Origin of the sequence: Pandoraea anhela, assembly GCF_902459655.1 — a bacterium.
GTDB classification, from domain to species: Bacteria; Pseudomonadota; Gammaproteobacteria; order Burkholderiales; family Burkholderiaceae; genus Pandoraea; species Pandoraea anhela.
This window is the reverse complement of the sequence record NZ_CABPSB010000007.1, coordinates 192,813-209,969: the sequence shown is the minus strand read 5'-3', so window position 1 is coordinate 209,969 and position 17,157 is coordinate 192,813. Positions and strand designations below refer to the sequence as shown.

General features: G+C 65.2%; 14 protein-coding genes. 7 read left to right on the top strand and 7 right to left on the bottom strand.

Annotated features, from left to right (window positions below; all coding sequences use genetic code 11):
* Window positions 1-120 precede the first annotated feature (120 nt).
* The 4 genes from PAN31108_RS12540 (at window position 121) to ahpF (ending at window position 4,626) form a co-directional block, all read left to right on the top strand.
* Complete coding sequence (locus tag PAN31108_RS12540; protein ID WP_150669169.1) at window positions 121-1,359, top strand: helix-turn-helix domain-containing protein; 1,239 nt, start codon at window positions 121-123, stop codon at window positions 1,357-1,359.
* A gap of 51 nt (window positions 1,360-1,410) precedes the next feature.
* A complete protein-coding gene (locus PAN31108_RS12535; protein WP_150669168.1) occupies window positions 1,411-2,082 on the top strand; it encodes a Vgb family protein in 672 nt (223 codons plus the stop codon).
* Between the two features lie 168 nt (window positions 2,083-2,250).
* Window positions 2,251-2,814, top strand: coding sequence for an alkyl hydroperoxide reductase subunit C (gene ahpC / locus PAN31108_RS12530; protein ID WP_150669167.1), 564 nt, complete (start codon window positions 2,251-2,253; stop codon window positions 2,812-2,814).
* Between the two features lie 219 nt (window positions 2,815-3,033).
* Window positions 3,034-4,626: an alkyl hydroperoxide reductase subunit F gene (ahpF, locus tag PAN31108_RS12525; RefSeq protein WP_150669166.1), complete on the top strand. Its 1,593-nt coding sequence runs from the start codon at window positions 3,034-3,036 to the stop codon at window positions 4,624-4,626.
* A gap of 203 nt (window positions 4,627-4,829) precedes the next feature.
* On the opposite strand, the gene PAN31108_RS12520 is transcribed toward ahpF, so the two are convergent.
* On the bottom strand, window positions 4,830-5,675 hold the full coding sequence (locus PAN31108_RS12520) for a 4'-phosphopantetheinyl transferase family protein (RefSeq protein WP_174994960.1): 846 nt from the start codon (window positions 5,673-5,675) through the stop codon (window positions 4,830-4,832).
* Between the two features lie 478 nt (window positions 5,676-6,153).
* Here PAN31108_RS12520 and PAN31108_RS12515 point away from each other — a divergent pair, with 478 nt between their 5' ends.
* The gene (locus tag PAN31108_RS12515; protein ID WP_150669164.1) at window positions 6,154-7,152 is read left to right on the top strand and encodes an aldo/keto reductase; all 999 of its coding nucleotides are present in this window, start codon (window positions 6,154-6,156) and stop codon (window positions 7,150-7,152) included.
* A 115-nt stretch (window positions 7,153-7,267) separates the two neighbouring features.
* Here the strand turns inward: PAN31108_RS12515 and PAN31108_RS12510 are convergent, their stop codons facing one another.
* Window positions 7,268-8,266: a sigma-54-dependent Fis family transcriptional regulator gene (locus PAN31108_RS12510; RefSeq protein ID WP_246183918.1), complete on the bottom strand. Its 999-nt coding sequence runs from the start codon at window positions 8,264-8,266 to the stop codon at window positions 7,268-7,270.
* 299 nt (window positions 8,267-8,565) lie between these two features.
* Here PAN31108_RS12510 and PAN31108_RS12505 point away from each other — a divergent pair, with 299 nt between their 5' ends.
* Window positions 8,566-9,480: a LysR family transcriptional regulator gene (locus PAN31108_RS12505; protein ID WP_150669162.1), complete on the top strand. Its 915-nt coding sequence runs from the start codon at window positions 8,566-8,568 to the stop codon at window positions 9,478-9,480.
* Window positions 9,481-9,525: 45 nt separating this feature from the next.
* Here the strand turns inward: PAN31108_RS12505 and PAN31108_RS12500 are convergent, their stop codons facing one another.
* The 5 genes from PAN31108_RS12500 to PAN31108_RS12480 form a co-directional block, all read right to left on the bottom strand.
* Complete coding sequence (locus tag PAN31108_RS12500) at window positions 9,526-10,752, bottom strand: aminotransferase-like domain-containing protein (protein ID WP_150669161.1); 1,227 nt, start codon at window positions 10,750-10,752, stop codon at window positions 9,526-9,528.
* A gap of 167 nt (window positions 10,753-10,919) precedes the next feature.
* The gene (locus PAN31108_RS12495) at window positions 10,920-11,411 is read right to left on the bottom strand and encodes an SRPBCC family protein (RefSeq protein ID WP_150669160.1); all 492 of its coding nucleotides are present in this window, start codon (window positions 11,409-11,411) and stop codon (window positions 10,920-10,922) included.
* 66 nt (window positions 11,412-11,477) lie between these two features.
* Entirely contained in the window at window positions 11,478-15,101 is a 3,624-nt protein-coding gene (locus PAN31108_RS12490) for an amino acid adenylation domain-containing protein (RefSeq protein WP_150669159.1), read from the bottom strand.
* 10 nt (window positions 15,102-15,111) lie between these two features.
* Window positions 15,112-16,035, bottom strand: a complete 924-nt coding sequence (locus PAN31108_RS12485) for a diiron oxygenase (protein ID WP_150669158.1) — start codon at window positions 16,033-16,035, stop codon at window positions 15,112-15,114.
* A gap of 97 nt (window positions 16,036-16,132) precedes the next feature.
* Window positions 16,133-16,918: a DUF3050 domain-containing protein gene (locus PAN31108_RS12480; protein ID WP_150669157.1), complete on the bottom strand. Its 786-nt coding sequence runs from the start codon at window positions 16,916-16,918 to the stop codon at window positions 16,133-16,135.
* Window positions 16,919-16,942: 24 nt separating this feature from the next.
* Here PAN31108_RS12480 and PAN31108_RS26370 point away from each other — a divergent pair, with 24 nt between their 5' ends.
* Window positions 16,943-17,092: a hypothetical protein gene (locus tag PAN31108_RS26370; protein ID WP_174994959.1), complete on the top strand. Its 150-nt coding sequence runs from the start codon at window positions 16,943-16,945 to the stop codon at window positions 17,090-17,092.
* Window positions 17,093-17,157 lie beyond the last annotated feature (65 nt).

Sequence of the window (17,157 nt, the reverse complement as noted above, 5' to 3'; positions counted from 1 at the left end):
GCTTGTGGCGGCGGTTCCTGCCGTGCGTTCGATAGGCGTGCGCCTGACGACGCGTCCGACGTGCCCGCCGCCTTGGGCGCACCCGAGAGGGCGCGAGACGTCGCAGGGTAATATCCCCCGATGGACTCCCTCCTTGCCGCTTCCTCCCGCGCGCTCGCCGCAGGCGATCCGCTCGGCGCGTTGCAGCGTGTCGCCCTTCGCGACGATCCGCCGGCGCTCGCGCTGCGTGGCATCGCGATGGCGCAACTCGGCGATTATCCGCGCGCCCGCGACCTGCTCAAGCGCGCGGCCCGCCGCTTCGGTACGCACGAGGCCGTCGCGCGGGCACGATGTGTCGTTGCCGACGCCGAAGTCGCGCTCGCGACGCGCGATCTCGGCGGCACCCCGCGCGCGCTGCAAGCGGCCGCAGCGCTTCTCACCGCGCATGCCGACATTTCCAACGCCATGCTTGCACGGCTCATCGTCGCGCGCCGTGCGTTGCTCGTGGGCAAGCTCGACGCCGCCGCGCAGGCGCTCGACGAGGCCCCTTGCGGCGATGTCCCGGCGCGTCTGGCCGCCGTTCATGCGCTGATCGTCGCGGAACTGGCGCTGCGCACCCTGCGCGTCGACGACGCTCGCCGTGCGCTCACTCGCGCGCGATCCGCCGCCGATGCGGCCGGTGTGCCCGCGCTCAGCGCCGAGGTCGACGGCCTTCTCGACGCGCTCATACGCCCCGCCGCCAGACGGTGGCAGCGCGGCAGCGAGCAGTCGGTGTCCGTCGAGGCTGCGGCAGCGCTCTTGCACTCGGAAACGCTCGTGGTCGACGCCTGCCGTCGCGGGGTCGGCACGGGCAACATATGGCGTCCGCTTGCCGGACGACCGGTGCTCTTTACGCTGGCATTGACGCTTGCGCGTGCCTGGCCGGGCGACGTCGCTCGGCAAACGCTGATGGCCGACGCGTTCCGGCTGCGGCGTGCCGACGATATGGACGAGACACACCGGGCGCGACTGCGCGTCGAGATCGGGCGCCTGCGCGCGCTGTTGAAAGGCATCGCGAACATCGACGCCACTGCCGCCGGATTTGCGCTGCGGCCCTCCGCCCGCGAAGGCGGGCACGATGTCGCCATTCTGCTCCCGCCCATCGACGGCGAGCGCGCGTCGCTCGTGGCGTTGCTTGCCGACGGCGCGGCGTGGTCGACCTCGGCGCTCGCGCTGGCGCTCGGCACCAGTCAGCGCACGGTTCAGCGTGCGCTGCGCGATCTCGAAGCGCAGGGCCGTGTGCGCGCGATCGGCGTGGCCCGCGCGCGTCGCTGGATAGCCCCGCCGCTCACCGAATTCACGACGATATTGTTACTCCCTGCCGGATGGGCGTTTGGCTAGAGTGGACTTGCGCGCCGAACACGGTGTGACTTCAGAGGACAGGAGCCTGGCATGACGAGCAAACCGCAACGCAGCTTCCCGACGACCGCCGTGAGCGCGGCCGACATCACCGGCGAATACGGGCCGTTCCCGGGCATCGACCGGATTCACGGCGTGACTTTCGACGGACGGCAAGTCTGGGCCGCCACCGGCGAAACGCTGGTCGCCTTCGATCCGTCGAGCGGCGAAGTCAGCCGCACGCTCGACGCCCCGAGCGACGCCGGTACCGCCTTCGACGGAAAGCATCTCTACCAAATCGCCGGGTCGCGCATCGACAAGATCGATCCGGCGACCGGGCGCGTGCTGCATTCGATCCCCGCGCCGGCAGATCGCGGCAGTAACTCCGGCCTGACATGGGCCGAAGGCAGCCTGTGGGTCGGCCAGTATCGCGACCGTCGCATTCTGCAAATCGATCCGGCGGACGGGTGCGTGTTGCGCACCATCGAGTCCGACCGCTTCGTCACCGGTGTGACGTGGGCCAACGATGCGTTGTGGCACGGCACATGGGAGAACGACGAGAGCGAGCTGCGCCGGGTCGATTGCTCCAGCGGCGAGGTCCTCACGCGGGTGCGGATGCCCGACGGCGTGGTCGTGAGCGGCCTGGAGTATGACGGTCACGGCACCTTCTACTGCGGCGGCGCGGCCAGCGGCAAGGTGCGCGCCGTGCGTTATCCGAAGGGGTGAGCGTCCCCGTCGCCGCCAAGGCTCCCGGACTTGGGGCGACGCCATAGCCGCCAGACTATCGACCCCGATAGTCTGGCTTTATCGTATAGATTTCAATAATCAATTTCTATTGATCGATAGCATTCGGCATACTGTCAACACTTTCCACCCCGTCCAAGAGACAACGACATGCCGATCATCAACACCCAGATCAAGCCGTTCAAAGCCAACGCCTACCAGAATGGCGACTTCATCACCGTGACCGACGAGACCCTCAAGGGCAAGTGGTCGGTGGTGGTGTTCTACCCGGCCGATTTCACCTTCGTGTGCCCGACCGAGCTTGGCGATCTGGCCGACCACTACGAAGCCTTCAAAAAGCTGGGCGTTGAGATCTACAGCGTTTCGACCGACACGCATTTCACGCACAAGGCTTGGCATGACACGTCGGACACGATCCGAAAGATCCAGTATCCGATGGTTGCCGACCCGACGCTGGCGATCTCGCGCAACTTCGACGTGCTGATCGAGGAAGAAGGTCTGGCGCTGCGTGGCACGTTCGTGATCAACCCGGAAGGCGAGATCAAGCTGTGCGAAATCCACGACAACGGCATTGGCCGCGACGCCAAGGAACTGCTGCGCAAGGTGCAGGCAGCGCAGTACATCGCCGCTCACCCGGGCGAAGTCTGCCCCGCCAAGTGGACGCCGGGCGCTGAAACGTTGAGCCCGTCGCTCGACCTGATCGGCAAGATCTAAGCTTCACGCGTTATCGAAACGAGAAACGATATCGTCGTTTCGTTGCTGTAAGCGCCGCTCGCGTCATGCAGCGGCGTGTCCTGCCGGCGCTCGGGCTCCCCCTAAACCCCGCTGCGCCGGCACCTCACCCCGAATTCCCGACGCGCATTTGCGCCTGCTGCGCCAGCCCATGGCCGACGCGGCGGACCTCGCTCACCCTATCGAGACGGAAACAAAGCCATGTTGGACGCGAACCTCAAAGCCCAGTTGCAAACGTATCTTCAGAAAGTCACGCGCCCCATCGAGATCGCCGTGTGGCTCGACGATAGCCCCAAGTCCGCCGAAATGAAGGCGCTGGTCGACGAGATCGCGCCGCTGTCGGACAAGATTGCGGTCGTGTCGCGCGACGATGCCAACGAGCGTCGTCCGTCCTTCGCGATCGGCACGCCGGGCGAGGCGCCACGTATCCGTTTCGCAGGCTTGCCGATGGGGCACGAGTTCACGTCGCTGGTGCTGGCGCTGCTGCAAGTCGGCGGGCATCCGCTCAAGCTCGACGACGACACCATCGCGCAAATTCGCGAGCTGGATGGCGACTTCCGCTTCGAGACGTACATTTCGCTGTCGTGCCAGAACTGCCCGGAAGTCGTGCAGGCGCTGAACGTGATGGCGCTGATCAACCCGCGCATCCAGCAAGTCACGATCGACGGCGCGCTGTTCCAGGGCGAAGTCGAAGCCCGTCAGGTGATGGCGGTGCCGACGGTGTTCCTCAATGGCGAATCGTTCACGCAAGGCCGCACCAGCGTGAAGGAATTGCTGGCCAAGCTCGACACGGGGGCCACGGCGCGGGCGGCCAAGGCGCTCGAGAACAAGCCTGTCTACGACATGCTGATCGTCGGCGGCGGGCCGGCAGGGGCCGCTGCGGCGATTTACGCCGCACGCAAGGGCATCGTGACGGGCGTCGTCGCCGAGCGTTTCGGCGGTCAGGTGCTCGACACGATGGCGATCGAGAATTTCATCTCCGTCACGCACACCGAAGGGCCGAAGTTCGCCATGGCGCTGGAGCAGCATGTGAAGTCGTACGAGGTGGACGTGATCGACACGCAGCGCGCCGAAGCCCTGATTCCGGGCAAGATTCATGAAGTGCATCTCGCCAGCGGCGCGGTGCTCAAGGCTCGCGCCGTGGTGCTGGCGACCGGCGCCCGCTGGCGTGAAATCGGCGCGCCGGGCGAGCGCGAGTACCGCAATCGCGGCGTGGCCTACTGCCCGCATTGCGACGGCCCGTTGTTCAAGGGCAAGCGCGTTGCGGTGGTCGGCGGTGGCAACTCGGGCGTGGAAGCGGCGATCGATCTGGCGGGCATTGTGAAGGAAGTCACGCTGATCGAATACGGCGCGCAACTGCGTGCAGACGAAGTGCTTCAGCGCAAGCTGCGCAGCCTGTCGAACGTGCGTGTGCTGGTGAATGCGCAAACCACCGAAATCGTCGGCGACGGCCAGAAGGTCAACGCGCTGACGTATCTCGATCGTGCGACGGGCGAGCGTTCGACCATTGCGCTCGAAGGCGTATTCGTGCAAATCGGCCTTGTGCCGAACACGGAATGGCTCAAGGGGACGGTCGCGCTGTCACGTCACGGCGAGATCGAAGTCGATGCCAAGGGCGCGACGTCGGTGCCCGGCGTGTTTGCCGCGGGCGATGTCACGACCGTGCCGTTCAAGCAGATCGTGATTGCGGTCGGCGAGGGCGCCAAGGCATCGCTCGGCGCGTTCGAGCATCTCATGCTCAGCTCGGTGGAAGATGAGGCCGACGTCGCGCAGAACGAAGCCGCTGTGGCCTGAGACCCCCGTCAGGCATCATCGCTGCAACGCAACAAGCCGCCCACGGGCGGCTTGCCGCGTTGCGGGCGTCGTGTGTCGGTGTTACTTCGTGGCCGAGGGTTGACGTGCGGCATCGCGTCATTAATGGGTACATTAGCGGGCACATTAATGGGCATATTAACGGGCACATTAACGGGCACATTAGTCCCGCTTAAAACGCGAGGCTACACGTCGATACGCTCGACACACACGTTGCCCGCGCTCGATACCGTGCCGGTGATGCGAAGCGCCGGGTCGAGCCAGTCCGTCATCGCCCAGGCGCCGTGTGCCACGCGGCGCTGCCACGCGCGCAACGGCGCCTCGCTCATCGGCAGACCGGACAGGTCGATGCCGCTCATGCCTTCGAGCGTCGTGCCGCCGACCTTGATCAGACTCTCCTTGCGTGTCCATAGCCGCAGCCAGGCGAGCGCTCGCGGCGACGGCGCGTGATGGGTGTGCGCCACGCTCGCGAACGCACCGAGACGGCTGCGCTCGCGCGCGTTCAGTCCGGGCAGATCGACATCGAGCGACAACGTCTCGTCCCAGTGTTCGACGTCGATGCCGACCGGGGCAATGGCGCATGCCGCGGCCACCGAGCCCCGGGTGTGACTGAGGCTCACATGCAAGCCGGGATGCGCGGGCAGGCGAGGGCGTCCGTGTGCGCCGCCGCATCGCTCGCAGCGCTGTACGAGCACGTAAGTCCGTGCCGCGGCGCCCGGCGTATCGGGGCTGCCCGTGACGCGGGCCGCCGCCACGCGCGCGAGAATATGCGCTGCAACATAATCCTCCCGATCGGCCGGTCGGGAAAAGGCGTCGGCCCGCCGACGTTCGTCCGGCGTGAGATGCGACGTCCAGCCGCCAAAGCGCGCCAATACGCTGCTCGACGCGCCGTATAGCGCGAGTCCGCTAAGCCCTGCGAGTCCTTGGGGCGCGTGGGGGGCGTGGGGGGCGTGGGGGGCGTGGGGGCCGTCGGATTGGTCTGGCCCGCCAAGCCTGCGTTGGGCTTGTGTGACCGTGTTGTCGTTCGTCATCGTGTGTCGTGCGCCCTGCATGGTGTGGGAGGCGAAGACAAATAACGGACTCCAAGCAATTTGGATGCCATCATAAAAATAACGATGTCTCACGAATTTCTCGAGTATTTCTCACGACTCCCTCTTTTGTTCGCCAATGGCTCGTGCGCGCGGACACCTGTAGCAGCGTGCGACAGGTGTCGCAGCCTCGGACAGCTGTGTCACAGCTGTGTCATGCCGGACTCGTCGACAGCGCGTCGATCCGGGCGCGGTTTGCGCGACAGCTCGCGCCGCGCGAAAAAACCGCAGGCGAATTCATCACGTGCAGGCATGCGGGTTGTGAGACGGTTGCGTCGCTCGCAACGTCGCAGAGACGCCAACGCCGGGACGGATCGCGCGCCAATGGTTCGAAACTTGCATAGCCATGACGACGTACCGGTGTCGCCCGTGTGCCGTTCATGCGATGCCGGACCCACGACCACACCTCAGGAGTTTTGCGATGCTGCCAACACGCCGGCTAGGGAATCAGGGATTGGAAGTCCCCGCTATTGGACTCGGTTGCATGGGCATGAGCTATGCCTACGGGCCTGCCGACGACACCGAGTCGGTTCGCGTGTTGGAACGGGCGATGGCGATGGGGTGCAATTTCTTCGATACGGCCGAGGTGTACGGGCCGTTCGAGAACGAGCGGTTGCTCGGTCGCGTGCTCAAGGGCCGTCGGGACAAGGCGATCATCGCGACCAAATTCGGATTCCGTTTCGAGAACGGTGTCGTGACCGGTGCCGATAGCCGGCCGTCGCATATCCGGGAGGTCGTCGACGCCAGTCTCGCCAGGTTGGGGACGGACTACATCGATTTGCTCTATCAGCACCGCGTCGATCCCAATGTGCCGATCGAAGACGTCGCGGGTACGGTCGGCGACCTTGTGAAAGCGGGCAAGGTACGTTACTTCGGGCTATCGGAAGCGGGGGAGCGAACGATTCGCCGCGCGCACGCGGTGCATCCGGTGAGCGCGCTGCAAAGCGAATACTCGCTCTGGCATCGCGATCTCGAAGCGTCGATTCTGCCCTGTCTTCGCGAACTGGGCGTGGGACTCGTACCGTTCGCGCCGCTCGGACGCGGTTTTCTCACCGGCACCGCGCGACGTGCGGAGGACTTCCCGGAAGGCGATTCGCGCCGCACGTCCGATCCGCGTGTGCAAGGCGAGAACTATGACGCCAACGTGAAACTGGCCGAAACGCTCGCGCGCTACGCCGCGCAAATCGGCGTGACGCCCGCGCAACTCGCTCTCGCGTGGCTGCTCTCGCGCGGCGACGATATCGTGCCGATTCCCGGCACGCGGCGCGTGAGCCGTCTGGAAGAAAACCTCGGCGCCACGAGCGTGCCCATCGATCCCGCCATGTCGCGCGCACTCGAAGCGCATTTCGGGGCCGGGGCGACAACCGGTGCCCGCTACAAGGCCACGGCGATGATGGCGCTGCTGGCAGATCCGGCATAGAGATCCACCATAAAGATCCACCATAGCGCCGGCGATGCGGGACAGACAGGAGAAGGCAAGAGAGACACGTTGAACGAGCATGGCGGGCGGCAAGCCATACCGCCCGTCGATTCGTTCAGCGCTGCGTGCCGAGCAGGACGTCGCTGCCCATGTCGCGCACATGGGGGATATGCAGTTCGCGCAACTTTCGATAGAGCGACGTGCGGCAGATTCCGAGTTCTCGCGACGCGGCCGAGATGTTCCAGCGTCGGGAGGACAGCACGCGAATGATGATTTCACGTTCGCCGTTGGCGATGGCCGAGAGCGTGGCGAGCGGGGTGGCCTGAATGTTGCCGGACGAACTTGCCGGTACGGTCGGCATCGGCACCGTGGACGTTGTCGCGACGGTGGCACCTTGCACGAGATTCGCCGGCAGATCGTGCACGCGGATCGTGTCGTCGCTCTTGACGGCGCACGCATACTGGACCGCCGCGCGCATCTGGCGAAGATTGCCCGGCCACGAGTAAGACAGCAGCAGCTCGCGCGTTTCATTGTCGAGCGATTCGAAACTGGCGTGACCACGCGACTCCGCGACGATCATCGCGTCGAGCAACCACGCGCGGTCTTGTCTGAGTCGTAGCGGCGGCAGATGCACGATGCCTACGGCGACCCGGTAGTAGAGGTCTTCGCGAAACGCGCCTGCCTGAACACGCGACTCCAGATTCTGGTGCGTCGCACAAATGAGTTGGAGATCGACGGGCACGGGCGTTGCCGAGCCAATGGGCGTGACTTCCCGCTCGGAGAGCACTCGCAGCAAACGGGTTTGTTGGGCGAAAGGCATGTCGCCGATTTCGTCGAGAAACAGCGTGCCGCCGTCGGCTTGCACGACTTTGCCTTTCATGCCGGTGTTGAGTGCGCCGGAGAACGCGCCGCGCCGATAGCCGAACAGTTCGCTTTCGATGAGATTTTCGGGAATCGAGCCGCAATTGACCGACACCATGCTGGCCTGACGGCGAGCGCTGTAGTCGTGCAATGCACGCGACAGATACTCCTTTCCGGTACCGGTTTCTCCGAGAATCAGAATGGGAAGCTGCCGATCGATGAGCAGACGGGCGCGGGCGAGGGTGGCGAGCATCGAGGGGTCGTTACCGCAGAGCCGGTCGAGCGACGGCCTGGAAGAAGGTTGAAAGTTTGCGTTTGAACGGTCCAGCGGATCGTGGGCGTACATAGCGTCTCTCATTGACTTTATTGGAATTGGCAAGCGCTGCGTTTGGCGGCGCAAGATCGCATCGTGGCGAATGCCTTGGGGGGTGCTCCATAAAGCAAAACCAAGCATAGTTCGATTCGCACGCGGTCTCCAATACCATATGATGCGATGACTGATACCGGTTCGCTATGAATAGAAACCGATGTTCTTTTAAGGGGTAAGGCTCCATGGAACTGAGGCAACTTCGCTATTTCGTAGTCCTGGCTGAAACACTTCACTTCGGGCGCGCAGCGAACCTGCTGCATATCTCGCAACCGCCGTTGTCGCGCCAGATCGCAATGCTCGAAGAGGAGTTGGGGGTGGTGTTGTTTCAACGCACGCAGCGCAGTGTCGCGCTCACGGCGGCGGGACAGCGCTTCTATCGCGACGCCCGGTCGGTGCTCGCAACGCTCGATCAGGCGCGCTCGCACGCCCGTGCGGCGGAAGTCGGCGATTCGGGCATGCTTTGCGCCGGCTTCATGTTCGCCGTTGCCTGCAGCGTGCTGCCGGTCCTCACTCGCGCATTTGCGGCGGCGTTTCCGCGTATCGAAGTCAAGCTCAAGGAGACCATCCCGACGGAGCTTGCCGACGAGTTGCGCTGCGGCAAAGTGGACGTCGGCATCATGTACTCCTCCGACGCCACCGACGAGTTGTGCACGCAAACCATCTTCCGCGAGCCACTGGTGGCGGCGCTGCCCGCCGGTCACAGGCTGGCGGCCCGCACCGCGATTTCCATCGGCGAGCTGCGCGACGACGCTTTCATCATCTCGCCGCACGAAGCCTCGCCGTTCATCCACAACACGATCACCGAGCACTGCCGGCAGGCGGGGTTTTCTCCGCGTGTGCGGCTGGAGACGAATTTTCAGCAGACGATCGTGAATCTCGTCGGACAGCGCCTCGGCGTGGCGCTCGTGCATAGTTCGATGCGCAGTACCCGCGCAGAGAACGTGCAGTTCGTGCCGTTGCTGCACGCGCCGCATATCGATGTGGCGCTCGTGTGGAATGAGAAAAGCCTCAACCCCTGTGTGCCCCGATTCGTGAAGACCGCGCAGAACCTCGGTCTGTTCGGGCCGTCGGACGCTGCGCTTCAGGCGTGCGCATGACGCCGCCGTCGGCGCCCGGCCGACGACGGCGTGCAGCGTCGGTCTTCAGCAGACGCTAAGACAAGCTTGCGGCTCGCGCAAACGCGCCTTGATCGTTTGGGCGAGGCGCGCAATCCCGGTTTCGATCTGCGACGGCGTCGCGGTCGTGAAGTTCAGACGCATCGTGTTCGCCTTCGGCGCGACTGCATGGAAAGCGGCCCCCGGAATGAAGGCGACGCCGCGCGCCAGCGCATCGTCGAACAGGCTCGCGCCGTCGATGCCGGACGGCAACGTCACCCAGAGGAACATGCCGCCGGTGGGACGCGTCCACGACACGCCCTCGGGCATGTGTTCGGCGAGGCATTTGAGCATGAGCGCGCATTGCGCCCGGTAGCGCAGGCGAATCGCTTCGAGATGGGTGTCGTATTCGCCATCCGTCAGCAGCGCGTGCGCCAGACGCTGGGTGATGCCGGTCGTGTGCAGATCGCTTGCCTGCTTGGCTTGCAGCAGCTTGACCATCAGTTCGTCAGGCGCCACGACATACCCCACCCGCAGACCGGGCGCGATGACTTTGGAAAACGAGCCGAGATGCACGACGCCATCGGGTGCCATCGATAGCAGCGACGGTGGGGTGACGCCGCTGTAGACCAGCTCGCCGTAAGGGTCGTCTTCGACGAGCAGCAACCCGTTGCGAGTCGCACGCGACACAAGGGTCATGCGTCGGTCGAGCGCGAGGGTGCGCCCCGTCGGGTTCTGGAAGTTCGGCTGCGTGTAGAGCAGGCGCGCGTTGCGCATCGACGTCTCGTCCATGCGCTCGGGCAGCAGACCGGCGGCGTCGGCGGGCGCTTCCTCGAAGACGGGTTCGTATTGCGCGAGCGCCTGCACGGCACCGAGGTAAGTCGGTGTCTCGATCAGCACGCGTGAACCGGGGTCGATGAGTACCCGGGCGACGAGATCGAGGGCCTGTTGCGAGCCGGTCGTCACGAGCACTTGCGACGGACTGACCGCCGCGCCCTGGCGTGTCAGCCGCGCCGCAATGGCCTCGCGCAACGGCAGATAGCCTTCGGACGGACCGTATTGCAGTGCGCCGAGCGCATCGCGATGCAGGATGCGTTCCACCGACGCCCGGAGCCGTTCGACCGGTAGCGCATAGGGGGAGGGCAGGCCGCCCGCGAACGAGATGATGTCGGGGCGCTCGGCGACCTTGAGGAGTTCGCGCAGCGCCGACGGCTGCATGCGTTGCGCGCGCGCCGCGAGTGGCCAGCGACCGGCGGGCGGGAGATGTCTGTCCATAGAGCGGTCCGTGACGAAGCGAAGCGATGGGGATCGCCCCCACCGTGCGGCAGGTGGGGGCGTGAGGCCGGAACCATCCGGAGGGAATCCCGGATGCATGCCGGTGAAGGGCGGAAAAAAGTGCCTGAAATACCGGTGAAGGCGCGCAGATGCGCGCCGTCGCCCCGTCAGTCGTTGAACATCTTGCGCAGGTTGTCCATCGCCATCTTGAGGAAAGCCACGGCGAAGGCGTCGAACGCCGGTTGGTCTTTCGGATTGCCCGAGCGCGCTTCGCCCACGATGCGATAGGTCGCCGTGCACGCCTTGTCGCCGCGCGGCACGACTTCCATCGACGCCCACATGTTGCCGATGTCGAACGTGGTGTAGATGAGCGTCCAGCTCATCGTCATGGCGTCGTCGTCACGCGTGTTGAGTTGCTCGACGACCAGATCGCCACCGGTGAAGTGCTTGTGGCGCAGCGAGCGAGGCCCGGTCGCGGTGCCGGTCATCTGAATGTATTCCAGACCGGTGACGAAGCGGTTGTAGCCGTCGAAGCGGCCCACGACGTTCCAGACGTCGCGCGCAGGGGCGTCGAGGTCCGCCACGCCGGCGTGGACCGTCGTCGTCAGGTTGTGGATCAGCGTATCGGGTTGCAGTTCGGTGCGGACTTTTTGCAGCATGATGAACTCCTCGATAAAGAAAAGGGACTGCGCGAAAATCAGGGGAAGTGTCGACGGGACGTGCGATCAGGCGACGGGCGCCGTCTCGGTTTCGCGTTCGGTGCGCCGGGTACTGCTGCCGCCCGGCTCGGGCAGGAAGCCGCTGTCGATGAGATAGCGGAAGTGATGCGACAGGAGGGCGGCGTCTTTGCGCGGATACGCAAGGCCCAGACGCGCCAGCGCCTGCGCCGTGCGGCGGTGGGCGATACGCGCCATGTCGCCGATATCCTCCTGACTGTCGTCCAGATAGAACGCGACGACGTCGAACAGTGCATTGCTCTCGTCGATGGACGTCAGCCGGTGACGCCAGTGCGCCGGCTCTTCGAGAGTGAGCGAATAGCCGCATTGCGCGAGCGCGCCGAGATAGTCCTCCCATGTGAGCGGCTGCGGGTTCTGAAGATGGAACACGCGCAGATCGCGCTTGGGGTCCGTCGTGCAGCGGACGATGGCGCGCGCAAGGAAGTCGACCGGCGTGAAGTCGAAGTCGGTGTCGCCGGCGGGGGCCGCGCCGAGTTGCAACGATCCTTTGACGAGCAGCAGGATGCGGTTGCGTGTGGGTTGGCACAGCCCGGTGCCCGCCACGCCGGTGATGTTGCCGGGGCGCAGGAGGGTGGCATCGACACCCCGCTCGGCGGCTTCCCATACCAGATGCTCGGCGACCCACTTCGTCACGTTGTAGCCGTTGTTGACAAACGCGGGGGCGTTGCGGGCCGGGCCTTGCTCCAGGACATGACCGTTGGCGTCCATCGCGCTCGCAGCGGACAACGTCGAGACGAAGTGCATCGACTTGTTGCGCAACTCGCAGGCCAGGCGCAGCAGTTCGAGCGTGGCGCCGACGTTCGCGTCGTACAGGTACGGATAGTCGTAGACGTGATTGACGTGCGCGCCGTTGTGATAGATCGCGTCGATGTCGCGCGCGAGCGTGCGCCAGGTCTGCGGTGATACGCCGAGTCTAGGTTGGGTCAGATCGCCGAGTACGACCTTCAGCCGCGGATGACCTGCAAGCGACGCCAGCCCGTTGGCCTGGAACGCCTGCGCCAGCCGCGCTTCGCCTTCCTTCTGACTCGCCGCACGTACCAGGCAATGCACGGTGGCCGACGTCTGCGCGATGAGTTCGGCGGCGATGAACGTGCCGAGGAAGCCGTTCGCGCCGGTGAGCAGCACGGCGCGCGCGTGATCGGCGACCGGGCGCAGGCCGTCGACGGGACGGATCTCGTCGGGCAGCGCCATGTCGTCGAACACGCGTTGCGGAATACGCTCGCCCTTGTTCACGTCGTCGTTCGCCAGCAGCGAGGCCAGCGCAGCGATGGTCGGCCGTTCCATGAAGCGCGCCAGCGGCGCGTTGCCGCCGAACTCCTTCTTGACGGCGAGCATGAGTCGCGAGACGAGCAGCGAGTGACCGCCGAGGTTGAAGAAGGAATCGTCCTTGCCGATCTCGAACGGTTCGAGATCGAGCAGTCGCGCCCAGAGCGCGCGCAAATTCGTTTCGGTCTCGGTCAGCGGCGCTTGTGCATCGGCGTCGAGCGGCAGCGCGCGCTGTACGGACAGTCGTGCGAGCGCACTCCGGTCGATCTTGCCGTTGTTCGTGGCGGGCAGTGCGTCGAGCACGACGATCTCGTACGGCACCATGTAGTCCGGCAGCCTGGCGACGAGCCGCTCGCGCAGGGCCTCGCCCGTCGCACCGGCCGTCAGCGTGCGGGCGACGAAGCCGCGGATGCGCTTGCGGTCGTCGACCACGCAGGCGCACTGGCCGAAGAGTCCCGTGGCCAGGGCGGCGGACTCGATTTCGCCGAGTTCGACGCGAAAGCCGCGAATCTTGACCTGCGCATCGCGGCGTCCCACGAAATGCAATTGCCCGTCGTCGTCCCATTGCACGATGTCGCCTGTGCGATAGCGCTTCTCGTCGCGCGCCGACGGCCAGGCGCCTGCCGGATCCGCGAACGGATTCGGCACAAAGCTGTGTTCGGTGAGGTCCGGGCGATGCAGATAGCCGTCGGCAACGCCTGCGCCCGCCACACACAGCTCGCCCGGCTCGCCGGTCAGCGCCGGTTGCCCCGTCTCGGTCAGGACGTAGCAGCGCACGTTCGCGATGGGACGTCCGATCAGTCGGTTGCTGTCGCCGGCCTTCAGGCGCGCGATGGTGACGAGTACAGTGCATTCGGCCGGGCCGAAGATATTGTGAAATTCGCGCCCCCGACTCCAGCGCGCAATCGTGTCGGGGAAGCACACGTCGCCGCCGGTGAGCAGGTGGCGCAACGCCGGCCATTTCGCATCGGGCATCACACCGAGCAGCGCGGGCGGCAGGAAGGCGTGCGTGACGGCTTCACGTTCGATGAGCGCGCTCAGGTCGTCGAGCGCGTGGCGTTGTGCTTCGGTGGGAATCACCAGCGTCGCGCCCGCGAGAAAGGTCGGGAAGATGTCGAGCAGCGAGACGTCGAACGCGACCGTGCAGAACTGCAACGCGCGGGCGCCGGCGTCGAGGCCGATGTAATCGCGATACCAGTGGCAGAAGTGCACGATGTTCCGGTGGGTGAGCATCACGCCCTTGGGCGTGCCCGTGGAGCCGGACGTGAAGATCGTGATGGCGCAGCGGCTGGCGCGGTCCGCGAAGGCCTCCACCGGCCATGCGGTGGCGCCGATGGCCACATCCGCCACGTTGAGCGCACGCAGACGGATCACTTTGATGTCGAGACCGTCGAGCATGCCGACATCGAAATCGTCGTCCGTCACGAGACACGCGGCGCGACTCTGTTCGAGGATCTGGCGCACGCGCTCGGGCGGGAACGACGGGTCGAGCGGCGCATAGGCCGCGCCCGCGCCGATCGCGCCGAGGATCGCGGTGTAGAGCAACCGCGACTTGGGCAAACGCACGGCGACGACGTGGGGCGAGCCGTCTTCCGGCGCAACTGTCGGCAACCGTGCGGCAAGATCGATGGCGAGTTGCATCGACGCCGCCACGAAGGTTCGGTAATCGACGTCGCCGTGTGCGTCGCGCAACGCGATGGCCGAAGGGGTCTCCAGAGCGCGACGCGACACCATCTCCGGCAGCGAAGGCGCCAGCGCGATCGTGCGTGCGGTCTCGTTGCTCGCGTGCCAGCCGGACAAGCGATGCAGGTCCAGTGCGATGCTGCCCGGCGTGACGACGGCAATGGGGCGCGAGGCGAGCGATTCGGGCGTCAGGATGCCGCGGCCGAGCTGGCTCACGATATCCACGAGCATCGCCTCGGCTTCGGCATCGATCCGTGCGACGAGATCGGCGCCGCAGCGCGCATGGCCGAAATCGCATTCGGCGGTCGCGACATCGATGTCTCCGCTGACGCCGGGCCACTGCCATGCGAGCACGGCGCGGGTCGGCGCAAATGCGGGCGCAAATGCGGGCGCAAATGCGGGCGCGAAGGCACGGAACGTGAGCACCTGCCGTGCGGTGCAGGCGATCTCCGGTGTGATGTCACCGCAATCGATGCGCCATTCGACGGGCAACGGCGTCGCGCCCGGCGTGGGTGCCGACGCCCCGAGTTGCTCGGCCATCTGCGTGAGCGGACCGGCCGAGTGGCACAGCGGGGTTACGTCGTGCCCCATGTCGTGAAGCGCGGCGAACAGGCGTGCCCCGAGGCGGTTGTTGCCCGCGATGGCGAAGGAAATCGCTCTCATGACTCGTTCCTCACAGGTATTGCGCGATGGCTGCGCGCGTGGGCTCGTGGTCGAGCAGGCCGGCCATCTTCAAGAACTTGCGGATGTTGACGATCATCGGGTGCTGATTCGTGATCGGATACGCGCCGACCATGTCGTTGGCGATCTGTTCGCGCGTCGCGGCGGGCAGATCGAGCGTGCCGATCAGGCGCCGGTCGAATTCGAGCTGAAGCTCGTTGGTGAGGTACTCGCGCAGGAAGAACGGCAGCCCCTTGCCGAGTTCGACGCGGGCCGTCTCGTCGATCTCGGACCAGTACAGCTTGACCAGATTGATCCAGAAGACCGAATGACGGCCTTCATCCGCCAGATGATCGGCCATCACCCCCTTGACCGAGCGTTTGAGCGTGGCGTCGCGCGAGAAGGCGGCGACTTCTGCGGTCACGGTGTTCTCCGAAATGGCGACGCCGAGCAATTCCATGCCGGCGGCGTACTGCGGCGGCACGTACGCCATGGCGCGGGGAATCGCGCGCGAGAGTTCGATTTCCTTGTTCTGCTCGATGGGGCCGATGCCGGTGCTGCGCTCGACCTGATCGAGGTAGTCCATCGCGACATACGCGTGGTAGTTCTCGTCGATCACGACCGACATGGCGTCGCTGCGGCACGCGAACGGAAACGTGAACGGGAAGCGCGACTTAGCGATCGCCAGCGCCGTGCGGTTGACGATTTCCGTCTCGAAGATGATGACGTCGTTGATGTACTTGTAGAAGCTTTGCAGCAGGATGTAGTCCTGCACGTCGCGACCGGCGTCGATCACGGCGGGATGCGCGTACAGCGGCTGGCGCTCGACGGGGTAGTAGCTCAGATCGTCGTCTTCGACGATGCGGCGCGGTCGCGAGCGGATCGTGGCGCGTTGTTCCCATTGGTCAGCGTGGCTGACGTAACTCTGCAATGACATGGCGTTGCCTCGGTAGATGGGGGACGGCAGAGAGCATTCGGCGTGAGGACGGGAGGACGATGGGCGTGTCCATCGTTCCCGTCCCGCCCGTCGCGGGTTACGCGGCGACGGCTTCCTTTTGCGTCGCGACGATGTGCTCGTGCAGGCCGTCCCACAGACGCAGGCGTTCGTCGATGGCGCGCAGACCAGCCTCCAGCGCTTCGACGAGCAGGCGCTCGTCGTTGTGCGCAGCCTCCACGATCATGGCGCGCGCGGCCGGTCCGTGTTCGCCGGAGTCGACCTCGATGTGACGTTCGAGATAGAAAGTGAGCAGCGGCACGCGCTTCGGATCGATCTGCCAGCCGTCGAGCAGCGTGCGGAACATGTCGGGAATCACGTTCTCCCGACCGTAGAAGAAGTTGCCGAGCACCTGATGCGTTTTGCCTTCGTAGCAGGTGGCGAAGGTCGAGTTGACGAATCGAAGCACGGGGGCGGGCGCTTCGACGGCGGCGAGCGCCGCACTCACGCTGTGTCCTTTGACCAGCAGGTCGATGAGCTTCTCGATCTGACGCGTATCGGCGCCCACGTCGCGCATCGCGGCAAGGTACAGATCGAAATGGCTCCTCGGCCCTTGCGGCGTCTCGTCGCACTCCTCGCCGAGGACGATCTCGTTGATCAGACGCGCAGCGTGAATGTTGCGCGGCGCGATCCACGGCAGCGTGATTGTCGTGAGATCGGCCTGGAGGCGCTTGACCAGCGACATGAAATCCCAGACCGCGAAGACATGCCATTCCATGAACGTCTGCAAGCCCTGCATCGATTCGATGGAGTGGAAAACGGGGTGGTGTGCAAGCGTCGCGTGATGTTCCTTGATCTGACGTTCGAGATGTTCGATCTTGTCCACGATAGGCATCCTTGTGATAACGAAATGGAAATCAACCTGTGCGAGGGGGAGTGCGGCGCGACTTTCACGTCGTCGCCCACAGGGATCAGCAAGTTCGATGCCAGCGTCTCGAAACGCAAGAATCTCGACAATCAAATGGATTTTTCGCCGACCGGCGGACGTTCGCTGCAATGACACCTGTACAACTAATGGACAGGTGTGCACGCGGGTGTCGGTGCAGGGCGGCGTGGACGTTAACA